At 66.4% G+C, this 12,644-nt stretch carries 12 protein-coding genes; 9 read left to right on the top strand and 3 right to left on the bottom strand.

Annotation, left to right across the window (positions count from 1 at the left end; translation table 11 throughout):
- The first annotated feature begins 174 nt into the window (after positions 1-174).
- The 4 genes from purL (at position 175) to grxD (ending at position 4,010) form a co-directional block, all read left to right on the top strand.
- Positions 175-2,334, top strand: a complete 2,160-nt coding sequence (purL, locus tag OS124_RS0105075; RefSeq protein ID WP_010138287.1) for a phosphoribosylformylglycinamidine synthase subunit PurL — start codon at positions 175-177, stop codon at positions 2,332-2,334.
- A 145-nt stretch (positions 2,335-2,479) separates the two neighbouring features.
- Positions 2,480-3,118: a YrbL family protein gene (locus OS124_RS0105070; RefSeq protein ID WP_083834537.1), complete on the top strand. Its 639-nt coding sequence runs from the start codon at positions 2,480-2,482 to the stop codon at positions 3,116-3,118.
- Between the two features lie 212 nt (positions 3,119-3,330).
- Positions 3,331-3,564 carry a BolA/IbaG family iron-sulfur metabolism protein gene (locus tag OS124_RS0105065; RefSeq protein ID WP_010138285.1) on the top strand — a complete coding sequence of 78 codons (234 nt, stop codon included), beginning with the start codon at positions 3,331-3,333 and terminating at the stop codon, positions 3,562-3,564.
- An 83-nt stretch (positions 3,565-3,647) separates the two neighbouring features.
- Positions 3,648-4,010 (top strand): Grx4 family monothiol glutaredoxin, encoded by a 363-nt coding sequence (grxD, locus tag OS124_RS0105060; protein WP_010138284.1) that lies wholly within the window; start codon positions 3,648-3,650, stop codon positions 4,008-4,010.
- A 662-nt stretch (positions 4,011-4,672) separates the two neighbouring features.
- Here the strand turns inward: grxD and OS124_RS0105055 are convergent.
- Together OS124_RS0105055 and OS124_RS0105050 are read right to left on the bottom strand one after the other, a co-directional pair.
- On the bottom strand, positions 4,673-5,074 hold the full coding sequence (locus OS124_RS0105055; protein ID WP_010138282.1) for a cell division protein ZapA: 402 nt from the start codon (positions 5,072-5,074) through the stop codon (positions 4,673-4,675).
- A complete protein-coding gene (locus OS124_RS0105050) occupies positions 5,074-5,580 on the bottom strand; it encodes a hypothetical protein (RefSeq protein ID WP_010138280.1) in 507 nt (168 codons plus the stop codon). The genes OS124_RS0105055 and OS124_RS0105050 overlap by 1 nt, the downstream gene beginning before the upstream one ends.
- A 397-nt stretch (positions 5,581-5,977) precedes the next feature.
- On the opposite strand from OS124_RS0105050, the gene tkt reads away from it, so the two are divergent.
- The 5 genes from tkt to OS124_RS0105025 all read left to right on the top strand — a co-directional run bounded on the left by tkt (position 5,978) and on the right by OS124_RS0105025 (position 12,029).
- Positions 5,978-7,993, top strand: coding sequence for a transketolase (gene tkt / locus OS124_RS0105045; protein ID WP_010138279.1), 2,016 nt, complete (start codon positions 5,978-5,980; stop codon positions 7,991-7,993).
- Between the two features lie 502 nt (positions 7,994-8,495).
- Positions 8,496-9,500: a type I glyceraldehyde-3-phosphate dehydrogenase gene (gene gap / locus OS124_RS0105040; protein ID WP_010138278.1), complete on the top strand. Its 1,005-nt coding sequence runs from the start codon at positions 8,496-8,498 to the stop codon at positions 9,498-9,500.
- Positions 9,501-9,684: 184 nt separating this feature from the next.
- The gene (gene gap, locus OS124_RS0105035; protein ID WP_010138277.1) at positions 9,685-10,686 is read left to right on the top strand and encodes a type I glyceraldehyde-3-phosphate dehydrogenase; all 1,002 of its coding nucleotides are present in this window, start codon (positions 9,685-9,687) and stop codon (positions 10,684-10,686) included.
- Positions 10,687-10,855: 169 nt separating this feature from the next.
- Positions 10,856-10,999: a hypothetical protein gene (locus tag OS124_RS27305; RefSeq protein WP_029375186.1), complete on the top strand. Its 144-nt coding sequence runs from the start codon at positions 10,856-10,858 to the stop codon at positions 10,997-10,999.
- A 46-nt stretch (positions 11,000-11,045) separates the two neighbouring features.
- Complete coding sequence (locus tag OS124_RS0105025; RefSeq protein ID WP_010138276.1) at positions 11,046-12,029, top strand: alpha/beta fold hydrolase; 984 nt, start codon at positions 11,046-11,048, stop codon at positions 12,027-12,029.
- On the opposite strand, the gene coaD is transcribed toward OS124_RS0105025, so the two are convergent.
- Positions 11,998-12,489 (bottom strand): pantetheine-phosphate adenylyltransferase, encoded by a 492-nt coding sequence (coaD, locus tag OS124_RS0105020; RefSeq protein ID WP_010138275.1) that lies wholly within the window; start codon positions 12,487-12,489, stop codon positions 11,998-12,000. The genes OS124_RS0105025 and coaD overlap by 32 nt on opposite strands.
- Positions 12,490-12,644 lie beyond the last annotated feature (155 nt).

Genomic DNA, 12,644 nt, shown 5'->3' with positions numbered 1-12,644 from the left:
TGGGGGCAGAGCCCCCTTCCCTTTCCTGCCGGTCGCCTCCGGCAACGGGGCAGCGCCCGCTGAGCCGCCCAGTTGTCGCGCCATCCCCCGCAATCCATGGGAAATCGCCCCGCCCCCCTTCCCCAAACCAGCGCCATCGCGTAAACGCCGGGCAACGTCACCCAGGGGGTCAGCATGCAAGAGCCGGAAATCACCAAGGACCTTATCGCCAGCCACGGCATCAACGATGAGGAATACGCCGAGATCCTGCGCATCCTGGACCGCGCGCCCACCTTCACCGAGCTCGGCATCTTCTCGGCCATGTGGAACGAGCACTGCTCTTACAAGTCCTCGAAGAAATGGCTGCGCACCCTGCCCACCGAAGGCCCGCAGGTGATCTGCGGCCCGGGCGAGAACGCGGGTGTGGTCGATATCGGTGACGGCCAGGCGGTCATCTTCAAGATGGAAAGCCACAACCACCCCTCCTACATCGAGCCCTACCAGGGCGCGGCCACCGGCGTGGGCGGCATCCTGCGCGATGTCTTCACCATGGGCGCCCGCCCGATTGCCGCGATGAACGCCCTGTCCTTCGGCGAGAAGGATCACCCCAAGACCCGCCAGCTGGTGCATGGCGTCGTCGAGGGCATCGGCGGATATGGCAACTGTTTCGGCGTGCCCACCGTCGGCGGCGAGATCCGCTTCGACCCCGCCTATAACGGCAACTGCCTGGTCAACGCCTTTGCCGCGGGCCTCGCCGATGCCGACAAGATCTTCTACTCCGCCGCCTCCGGCGTCGGCATGCCCGTGGTCTACCTCGGCGCCAAGACCGGCCGCGACGGCGTCGGCGGTGCCACCATGGCCTCGGCCGAGTTCGACGATACCATCGAAGAGAAGCGTCCCACCGTCCAGGTCGGCGACCCCTTCACCGAAAAGCGCCTGATGGAGGCCTGCCTCGAGCTGATGCAGACCGGCGCCGTGGTCTCGATCCAGGACATGGGCGCGGCCGGCCTGACCTGCTCGGCCGTGGAGATGGGCGACAAGGGCCGCCTCGGCATCCGCCTGAACCTCGACGACGTGCCGCAGCGCGAACCGAACATGACCGCCTACGAGATGATGCTGTCGGAATCCCAGGAGCGGATGCTGATGGTGCTCAACCCCGCGCTCGAGGCCGAGGCCCGTGCGGTGTTCCAGAAATGGGACCTCGACTTCGCCATCGTCGGCGAGACCATCGCGGAAGACCGTTTCGAGATCCGCCACCAGGGCCGCGTCTGGGCCGATGTGCCGCTGTCCAAGTTGTCCTCCTCGGCGCCCGAGTACGACCGCCCCTGGGTGGAAACCCCTGAGGCCGAAGAGCTGGCCGAAGTGCCCGCCGTCGATCCCATCGACGGGTTGCGCGCGCTGATCGGTTCCCCCAACTACTGCTCGCGCCAGTGGGTCTATGAACAGTACGACAGCATGGTCATGGGCGACACCACGCGCGGCCCCGGCTTCGGCTCGGGCCTGCTGCGGGTCCATGGCACCGAGAAGCTGCTGGCCTTCACCAGCGACGTGACCCCGCGTTACGTCAAGGCGAACCCCGTCGAGGGCGGTCGCCAGGCGGTGGCCGAGGCCTATCGCAACCTGACGGCCTCGGGCGCCAAGCCGCTGGCCTCGACCGACAACCTGAACTTCGGCAACCCCGAGAAGCCCCAGATCATGGGCCAGTTCGTCGGCGCGCTGAAGGGCATCGGCGAGGCCTGCCTTGCGCTGGACATGCCGATCGTCTCGGGCAACGTCTCTCTCTACAACGAGACCGACGGCTCGGCGATCCTGCCCACGCCCACCATCGGCGCCGTCGGCCTGATCGAGAACGCCGCCAAGGCGATCACCGGCCAGGCGCGCGAGGGCCACGTGGCCCTGCTGATCGGCGAGACGATCGGCCACCTGGGCCAGTCGGCCCTGCTGGCCGAGGTCTTCAACCGCATCGAGGGCGATGCGCCCCACGTGGACCTGGAAGCCGAGAAGCGCAATGGCGACTTCATCCGCGACAACACCGACTGGATCACCGCCTGCACGGACCTGTCGGACGGCGGCCTGGCGCTTGCCGCCTTCGAGATGGCCGAGGCCGCCGGCGTCGGCGTGCAGATCGACGAGACCGACCAGGCCCGTCTCTTCGGCGAGGATCAGGCGCGCTATCTCGTGGCCTGCAACTTCGACAGCGCCGAGGCGCTGATGGTTGCCGCCGGCAAGGCGGGTGTCACCGTCACCACCGTCGGCAAGTTCGGCGGCAACGAGGTGACGCTGGGCGGTGTCTCGGCGCCGCTGGAAGAGCTGTCCACCCTCTACCGCACGGCCTTCGGCGCCACCTTCGGCTGATCACCGGACCGGGCGCGCAGCCCCCCCCTTGCAGCCTCTGACAAAATACCTTCCCTCCACGTAAATTACGTGGAGGGATATTGTATTTTGGCGCGCAAAAGCCGATGTTACAAAAACTTAGCATTTCACTTTTTTGCCGTGACAGATGTCCAGAGTTGCAGAGCAGACAATTCTCCTTTCGGGTCTCCCTCCCTTGGCGGAAGGGCAGGAAAGTGTTGTTTATCAACACCCTGGATTCTTCGATGTCCTGCTCAAAGTCCCGCACCGGGAAAGCCGCCACCTTCGCAATGCCTCGAAACCCGGGCTGAAACGCTATGCCATCTGGCGCTACCGCGGGCTGATCAACTGGTATCGCGAATACGAGGAATACCTCGCCCTCATCGCCCGCAACGGCGCCCTGCCCGCCTTCCTGCCCCGGCTGTTCGGCTTCTCCAGCACGGATCTCGGCCCGGCCTTCATGGTCGAGAAGATCGTCGGCCCCGATGGCAATGCCGCCCCGACGCTGCTCGATCTGGCGCGGGCCGGACGGATCGACGCCCACATCCTGCGCCTGCTGGATGAGCTGTTCGACCAGATCGCCGAGAGCGGTGCGGTGACCCAGGATCTGAACCCAGGCAATATCGTCTGGTCGGGCGATCCCGACCGGCTGGTCCTGATCGAGGGGCTGGGGGACCGGGTGCTGATCCGGCTGCGCGTGTTCTCGAAACGTGCCCGCCTGCGCAAGCTGGCGCGGGACAAGGAAAAGCTGCTGGCCGAGCTGCGTGATTTCGCCCCGAAAGCCTGACGCTGGCCACTGCGGCGACTGCGCAGCGCCGACGTGCCAGTCAGCCCGCAAAGCGGAAACGTTCCAAGCACTTGCGCGGCGTCCCGCCGCCGCACCGGCCGCCCCGGCGGCAGGCTTCGGCCGGGCCGAGGCCGCAGGGACCGCCCTCTGCATGCCCTTGCGGCGCGCTGCGCCAGGGCTTACATTTCGGGACGAAGCAAATGGAGACATGCATGACCATCCAGGCCTCTGACATCGAAGCCCTCATCCGCGAGAGTTTCCCCGATGCCCAGATCATCGTCGAGGGTGACGACGGCCAGCACTTCTCGGCCATGGTCGTGGATGAAAGCTTTCGCGGCCAGAACCGCGTGCAGCAGCAACGTGCGGTCTATGCCGCACTGAAGGGCAAGATGGATGGCCCCGCCGGAGAGCTTCACGCCCTGGCGCTGACCACCAAGGCCCCCTGAGACCCGCAGGCCCAGGCCTGCAAGCAACGCATTTCGCCCCCTCCCCAGGGGCAGCAGGGGCAAGACCCCGGGAAGGATCCCAGATGAGCGACGCCAGGACCCGCATCGAGGAAACCGTGAAAGCCAACGACGTCGTGCTCTACATGAAGGGCACGAAATCCATGCCGCAGTGCGGCTTCTCCAGCCGCGTGGCCGGGGTGCTGAACTACATGGGCGTCGACTACACCGACGTGAACGTGCTGGCCGATGACGAGATCCGCCAGGGCATCAAGGACTACTCCGACTGGCCGACGATCCCCCAGCTCTACGTCAAGGGAGAGTTCGTCGGCGGCTGCGACATCATCACCGAGATGACCCTCTCGGGAGAGCTGGACGGGCTGTTCGACGCCAGCGGCGTGACCTACGACAAGGACGCCGCCGACAAGATCCGCGCCGCCAACGCCTGAGCCGGGCAGAGCGAGACGCCTTCGGGGCAGAGGGGAAACTCTCTGCCCCTTTGCATGTCCGCCCCGCCGCCGGGGCGACTGGCCGTCGACGACGGAAAAGCGGCACTCTCCGTGCAGGACCTGATCTTTGCCGGACTGGTGATCATGGCTGCGCAGCGAGCTGGCCCCGGCACTTTGCCAGGTGAAGCCGCTGAAGTCGGGATACTGCCAGTAGACCTCTGCCCCGTCCTGCCGATCCCCGAGGGAATAGAGCACCAACTGCCGCCCCTCGTGAAAGATCACGTATAGCGGTGGCCCCGCGCCTTCCGAGGGCACGTAGACCGAGGACAGCACGACCCCGTCCGAACAGGTATATTGCCCTGCGGTGATATCCTCGGCCAGCGTGGCGACGGGCGCCAGAACCAGGGCTGACAGCACGGCAATGCAGGCATCCCGTGAACGGATCGGTATGGCGGTTCCCCCCGGAAAGCCCTCAAGCTATGCGGCAAGCCTGGCCCTGCCCGGACCGCCGAGGCAAGGGAAAGCAGGCGTCAGCGCAGCGAAGAGCCCGCAGTGCAACGCCCGGCGGGGGCCGATCACAGCTCTGCGGCTGACAGGCGTGCGAGACGGGCACGGCATTGGCCGGACAGACGGCAGGAGACGGGCCCCGAGTGGGTGCCGGATCAGGCAGGGCTGCCGCTGGTCTCTTCCACCCGCTCGGCAAGGGCCTCGGCGTGGGCCGCCAGTTCGGCCAGCGTGTCGCTGACGCTGTCGGGCACCACCGGCACCTCGATCCGCTGCGGCTCGGGCGGGGGAGCGTTGCGCAGCGCGTCCAGTTCGGCCTGCAGCGCCTCCATCTCGGCACTCAGCGTCGCGACACGGTCCTCCACCCCGGCGGTACGGTCAGCCAGCATCAGTCCGGCCATCAACAGCATGCGCCCCTCGGGAATGCGACCCGTCTGCTGCACCAGGGCACGCGCCTCGCGATCCAGCATGCCAGCGGCGGTTTCCAGGAAATGTTCCTCGCCGTCCTGGCAGGCCACCTCGAAGCGGCGGCCGCCGATGGTGATCTCGACTTCGGGCATCAGGCGTCCTCTCCGGTTTCGCTACCCTCGACCAGCGCCGAAAGCGCGGCCAGGATCGTTTCGGCCTCGGCCCCTGCGGCGGCGTGATCGGCCCTGAGGGCCTCAAGCTCAGCCGCCAGGCTTTCATTCAGCACCTCGGCCCCGGCCGCGCCCTGCGCGTCGCGCAGCAGGCGGTTGTTGTCGCGCAACCGGGCATTGACGGCTCGCAGTCGCGCCACCGCCTCTTCCATGTCGGCCATGGCGCGGGTCATCTCGGGGGCCGGAGCGTCCGGCGGCGGAGCCTCCCGCGCCGCAGCCAGTTCGGCCTCAAGCTCGTCCTGACGGAGGTGCAGCGCCTTCACCCGCTCTTCCAGCTGGGCATTGGCCGTGCGCTCGTCGGCAAGCTGCTGCTTCAGCTCCTCGGCGCTTTCGCCCGGCGCGGGCGCGGCGACCAGACCATCGAGTCCCGCGCCGATCCGATCCATCGCAGCCAGGATCCGGCCCTGCAGGTCGTCCAGGTTACTCATCCATCTGCCTCACATGGCCCTTGCTCAGGGCCCTTGAACATCCCCCCGACTGCCGGGGGCTTCGTCCCAAATTCACTCACGTCCCTGCCGGACCGACGGGGCGCGACGGTTGCGCACCTTCCTGCCGGGGATGGCCCGCGGGGTCCAGCCGAAAAGTACCCTGCCCCGCCCCCGGCGGCCCGCTGCCGCCATCTGCATGAAGCTTTCGCCCCAGAGCCTTGTCATTGCAGCCGAATCAGCCGCCCGGCCCAATATTGGCCAAGTGTAACGAAACCCCGGTCTTTTCCCAAATACGCCGCGAAAACCGGCGCAAATGCCCTGCCAAGCTTGCCTTTCGCGCCGCGGCTGGTATGAGCGCGCTAACATCGACGCCTAGACCCTGCGAGAGGAAACCACAGTGGAAATCGACGCGCTGCGCTCCGCCCACCCGGACCATTGGTCCAAGGCCACCGCGATCCGGGCCCTGACGCTCGACGCCGTTGCCGCGGCCAATTCGGGCCACTCCGGCATGCCCATGGGCATGGCCGACGTGGCCACCGTGCTGTTCGGCAAGCACCTGAAGTTCGACGCCAGCCAGCCGACCTGGTTCGACCGCGACCGCTTCATCCTCTCCGCCGGCCACGGCTCGATGCTGATTTATTCGCTGCTGCACCTGACCGGGTATGAGCAGTTCCCCATCGAAGAGCTGAAGAACTTCCGCCAGTGGGGCGCCCGCACCGCCGGCCACCCCGAGAACTTCCTGGCCCAGGGTATCGAGACCACCACCGGTCCGCTCGGCCAGGGCATCGCCAACTCGGTCGGCTTCGCCATGGCCGAAGAGATGCTGCGCGCCCAGTTCGGCAAGAAGCTGGTCGATCACTACACCTATGTCATCGCCGGCGACGGCTGCCTGATGGAAGGTGTCTCGGAAGAGGCGATCTCGCTTGCCGGGCGTCATGAGCTTTCCAAGCTCATCGTCTTCTGGGACAACAACAACATCACCATCGACGGCACCGTCGAGCTGTCCTCGAAGACCGATCAGGTCGCGCGCTTCAAGGCCAACGGCTGGCATGTGCAGGAAATCGACGGGCACAACCCCGAAGAGATCGACGCGGCCATCGTGGCGGCGAAGAAGTCGGGCAAGCCCTCGATGATCGCCTGCAAGACCCATATCGCCCTCGGCCATGCCGCGCAGGATACCTCCAAGGGCCACGGCGCGCTGACCGACAAGGACCAGCTGGCCGCCGCCAAGGCAGCCTATGGCTGGAACTACGGCGCCTTCGAGATCCCGGCAGACGTCAAGTCCGCCTGGGAAGAGATCGGCCGCCGCGGCGCCGAAGAGCGCTTCGCCTGGGAAGGCCGCCTGGCCGCCCTCTCCGAGCGAAAGCAGGAGGACTTCCAGCGCCGCATCGACGGCGAGGCGCCGAAGAAGCTGGCCGCTGTCGTCCGCGCGCTGAAGAAGCAGGTCTCGGAAACCCAGCCCAAGGTCGCAACCCGCAAGTCCTCCGAGATGACGCTGGAAGTGATCAACCCGGTGATGCCGGAAACCGTGGGCGGCTCGGCCGACCTCACAGGCTCCAACAACACCAAGACCGGCGACCTCGGCATCTTCGACGTGGACAACCGCAAGGGCCGCTTCGTGCACTGGGGCATCCGCGAACACGGCATGGCCTCGGCGATGAACGGCATGGCGCTGCATGGCGGCGTGAAGCCCTACTCGGGCACCTTCTTCTGCTTCACCGACTACGCCCGCCCCGCCATGCGCCTCTCGGCCCTGATGCAGATCTCGCCGGTCTACGTCATGACCCATGACTCCATCGGTCTCGGCGAAGATGGCCCGACCCACCAGCCGGTCGAGCATCTGGCCATGTGCCGTGCCACCCCCAACACCCTGGTCTTCCGCCCTGCCGACACGGTGGAAACTGCCGAAGCCTGGGAAATCGCGCTGACCCAGAAGGGCACCCCCTCGGTGCTCTCGCTGACCCGTCAGAACGTCCCCACGGTGCGGACCGAGCACAAGGCGAAGAACATGGTCGCCCAGGGCGCCTACGTGCTGGCCGAAGCGGAAGGCAAGCGCCAGGCGATCCTGCTGGCCACCGGCTCCGAGGTCTCCATCGCCATGGACGCCAAGGCGCTGCTCGAGGCCGAAGGCATCGGCACCCGCGTCGTCTCGATGCCCTGCTGGGAACTCTTCGAAGAGCAGGACGAGAAGGTCCGCAAGCGCGTCCTGCCCGCGGGCCCGGTCCGCGTCGCGGTCGAGGCCGGTGTGCGCCAGGGCTGGGACAAGTGGCTGCTGGGTGAACGTGGCCGCGAGACCAAGGCGGGCTTCGTCGGCATGACCGGCTTCGGCGCCTCTGCCCCGGCGGAAGAGCTCTACGAGAAGTTCGGCATCACCGCCCAGGCCGTGGCCGAGAAGGTGAAATCGCTGCTCTGAGCAACGCTCCGATGATTGCGAAAGGCCGGACGTCCCCGTGGCGCCCGGCCTTTTTCGTCGGTGCAACCGGAACTGTCGGATGCCTCCGGCGGGAGTATTTCAGGCTCGGTGATGATGAAAGGGGCCCTTTGAACATCACCAGGCTGAAAATACTTCGGGGGAGTCTCCGGCACGGAGACGGGGGCAGAGCCCACCCTATCTCTTTCAGTCGCAAACCGTCGGCGGGTGCAGCGCCCCCGCCTTCCTTCTGTCAGTCGCCATCCGGCGACGGGCGGCAGCGCCCCCTCCTTCCCCGACAACCCACAGGCGATTCTCTCGGCCCCACGGGGTGACGCTGCGGCGCAGCACCTGTTAGCGCGAACCCAGCCATAGGGTTAGCGCCACCAGCCACAGGTCGCCGAATGTTTTCGCTAACATATTGTCGCAAAACACTTTTCAGCCTTAACCCGGCCAGGGTCTTGGCGTAAGACACCAGCGAGCATTGAAAGCAGGAGACAGCGGCATGACGGTCACGCTTGGCATCAACGGTTTCGGTCGTATCGGGCGCAGCACCCTGGCCCATATCGCCGAGGCAGCGCGCAACGACGTGCAGGTGGTGAAGATCAACGCCACCGGCCCGATCGAAACCAATGCCCACCTCCTGAAATACGACAGCGTCCATGGCCGCTTCCCCGGCACCGTCAAGGTGGCCGGCAACACCATGGACCTGGGCCGCGGCCCGATGGAGGTCTTCTCGACCTACGATCCCAGCGAGCTGGACTGGGAGGGCGTCGACGTGGTGCTGGAATGCACCGGCAAGTTCAACGACGGCGAGGCCGCTGCCGTTCACATGGCCCGCGGCGCCAAGTCGGTGCTGATCTCGGCCCCTGCCAAGAACGTGCAGAAGACCATCGTCTACGGCGTCAACCACCGCGACCTGGTGGAAGGCGACACGATGATCTCGAACGGGTCCTGCACCACCAACTGCCTGGCACCGCTGGCCAAGGTGCTCAACGATGCCATCGGCATCGACAGCGGCATCATGACCACGATCCACAGCTACACCGGCGACCAGCCGACGCTGGACCGTCGCCACGGTGATCTCTACCGCGCCCGCGCCGCCGCGATGAGCCAGATCCCCACCTCGACCGGCGCCGCCAAGGCCATCGGCCTGGTGCTGCCCGAGCTGGACGGCAAGCTGGACGGCTCGGCCATCCGCGTGCCCACCCCCAATGTCTCGGCCGTCGACCTGACCTTCATCGCCGAGAAGGACGTCACCGTCGAGGACGTCAACGAAGTGGTGCGCGAAGCCGCCGCCGGTCACATGGGCCACGTGCTGGGCTACGATCCCGAGCCCAAGGTCTCGATCGACTTCAACCACACCGAGCAGAGCTCGATCTTCGCCCCCGACCAGACCAAGGTGCGCGGCAAGCGCCTGGTGCGGGTGCTGGCCTGGTACGACAATGAATGGGGCTTCTCCTGCCGCATGGCCGATGTCGCCGCCACCCTGGGCCGGCTGCAGAAGTAAGCCCGGACACACCCCGTTTCGCGAACCCGTCGGCGCAAGCCGGCGGGTTTGTCGTTTTGCCCCTTCTGCAAGCTTGACCTTTGCCTCGGACAGGTAGAGTTTGGCCGTGACGTTAGCGCAAACAGCCCTTGTTCTGCGCCTCACCGACCTGCGTTCCTGTCGCGCTTTCAGAAAGGACATTTCCATGGTGACCACTGTCGCAATCAACGGTTTCGGGCGGATCGGCCGCAACGTGCTGCGGGCCATTGCCGAGTCCGGCCGCAAGGATATCGAGGTCGTGGCCATCAACGACCTCGGCCCCGTCGAGACCAACGCCCACCTGTTCCGCTATGACAGCGTCCACGGACGCTTCGGCGGCGAGGTGACCACCGGCGAGGACTGGATGGACGTCGGCATGGGCCGGATGAAGGTCACCGCGATCCGCAACCCCGAGGAACTGCCCTGGTCGGGTGTCGATATCGCGCTGGAATGCACCGGCATCTTCACCAAGCGCGATGCCGCCGCGCGCCACCTGGAAAACGGCTCGTCCCGCGTGTTGGTCTCGGCGCCCTGCACCGATGCGGATGTCACCGCCGTCTTCGGCGTGAACCATGACGCGATCACCAGCGATCACAGGGTGATCTCGAACGCCTCCTGCACCACCAACTGCCTCGCGCCCGTGGCCAAGGTTCTGAACGACGCCATCGGGATCGAGAAGGGCTTCATGACCACGATCCACAGCTACACCGGCGACCAGCCGACGCTGGACACGATGCACAAGGACCTCTACCGCGCCCGCGCCGCCGCCATGTCGATGATCCCGACCTCGACCGGCGCCGCCAAGGCCGTCGGCCTGGTGCTGCCCGAGCTGAAGGGACGGCTGGACGGCGTGTCGATCCGCGTGCCGACCCCGAATGTCTCCTGCGTCGACCTGACCTTCGTCGCCAAGCGCGAGACCTCGGCCGAAGAGATCAACGAGGCGATCAAGGCCGCCGCCGCCGGACCGCTGAAGGGCATCCTGGGCGTCACCGCAGAGCCGCTGGTCTCGATCGACCTCAACCATGACAGCCACTCCTCGACCGTGGCACTGGACCAGACCAAGGTCATGGAAGGCACGCTCTGCCGGATCCTGTCGTGGTACGACAACGAGTGGGGCTTCTCCTGCCGCATGGGCGACATGGCCGTCACCATCGGCAAGACCCTCTGAACATCTCCCTGACCATCGGCGCGCGCCCCCCTTCGGGGCGCCCGCTGCCCCGTGGCGCTTGAATTATCCTGCGCGCCGGGGCATAGCTCCCTCAGCCCTGTGTCAGGGGCCTCTGCCTCGGGTCGGAGCACCCCCTCATGGCAGGGACTTCTGCCCGGGGAGGAGCCAGGTGACCAACCGCATCGCGATCATCCTCGGCGCCATCATTGTGGCGTTGCTGGTGCTGGACAACATCGCGGGCAGCGGGGAAAATACCCTGTTCCTGATGCGCAAATTCGCCGATTTTGTCGAATGGCTGGCTTTCTGGCGCTAGGAATTTCCGGCTTCGGTCCCGACGAGGCCACAAACGGGTCTGACAGATGACTATTGTTCTGGGCCTCCTCGGCCTTCTTCTCGCATTCTTCCTGGGCCTCGCCCTCTATGCCTATATCTGGAAACGCCGGGCCGAGGCCGCGGTGCCGCCGCGTGGGGCCTTCACGCGCATCTCGACCGGGCGCCTGCACTACCTCGATGTCGGCCAGGGTCCTGCCATCCTGCTGATCCACGGACTGGGCGGCCAGCTTGGCAACTTCGACTGCGGGCTGATCGACGACCTGGCGCGCGATCACAGGGTGATCGCCATCGACCGCCCCGGCATGGGCTGGTCGGAACGCCCGCTGACCCATCCCTGCGCCCCCGCCGACAACGCCCGCCTGATGTTCGAGATCATGGACAAGCTGGGCATCGAGCAACCCCTGGTCGTCGGCCATTCGCTCGGCGGGGCGATCGCCCTGGCCATGGCGGTTCAGGATGCCGAGAGGCTGCGCGGACTGGCGCTGCTGGCGCCGCTGACCCTGCGCGGACAGGAACCGGCCGAAATCTTCGACGGGCTCGCCATCCGCTCGGACCTGCAACGCTTCCTGACGGCCTGGACCTTCGCCACCCCCGCGGCGCTGCGCTACGGCGAGAAGGTGATCGAGACGCTCTACGCCCCCGAGCAGATGCCGCCCAATGCCGCCACCCAGGGCGGCGCCATGCTGACCCTCGTGCCGCGCCACTTCTACCACACCAGCCGCGATTTCATGCATGCCGCCGACGGGCTTGAGCAGATGGCCAGGAAATACGCCGACCTCACCGTGCCGGTGCGCCTGCTCTACGGCACCGGGGACCGCATCCTCGATCCGCAGCACCATGGTGCGAAACTGGTCGGCCGGCATCCGCAGATGGGCCTGCGCACGGTGCCCGGCGGTCACATGCTGCCGCTGACCCAGCCCGGGCTCTGCGCCGAGTTCATCCGCGATGCCTCGGCGAAGATGCGCGGCAGCCTGACGGTCAGAAGAGCTTCGCCCGAAGTCTATCGTTGACGGTCGGGGTGACGAACTTCGACACGTCGCCCTCCAGCCGGCAGATCTCCTTCACCAGCTTCGAGGCAATGGCCTGGTGGCCTGCATCGGCCATCAGGAAGACCGTCTCGACCGTGTCGTCCAGCGCCCGGTTCATGCCGACCATCTGGTATTCGTACTCGAAATCGGTGACGGCCCGCAGGCCGCGGATGATCAGCGAGGCGCCGACATCGCGGGCGCAGTGGATCAGCAGGTTCTCGAAGGGATGGACGAGGATCTCGCAGCCGGTCTCCTTCGACAGCTTGCCGATCTCGGCCTCGATCATGTCGACCCGTTCCTCCAGGGTGAACAGAGGTCCCTTGTCGCGGTTGATCGCGACCCCGATGACCAGCCGGTCAACCAGTTGGGTCGCACGCCGGATGATGTCGATATGTCCCAGAGTGACAGGGTCGAACGTCCCCGGGTAAAGTCCGATGCGCATCTGGCTGCTCCTCCGCTTGCACCCTCGCCGCACGCAACAATATTGCGCCGAGGAATGCAAGGGCGAAGCCGGCCAGCAGCGCCCGGAAGATCAGGCATTCCGCCTGGCGGTCACTGCCGCACCGCCTCCGGCGGCAGTATTTCCAGCCTCAGGAT

Origin of the sequence: Oceanicola sp. S124 (genome assembly GCF_000220565.1) — a bacterium.
GTDB lineage: Bacteria > Pseudomonadota > Alphaproteobacteria > Rhodobacterales > Rhodobacteraceae > Pseudooceanicola.
This window is presented reverse-complemented; position numbering and strand designations above follow the sequence as displayed.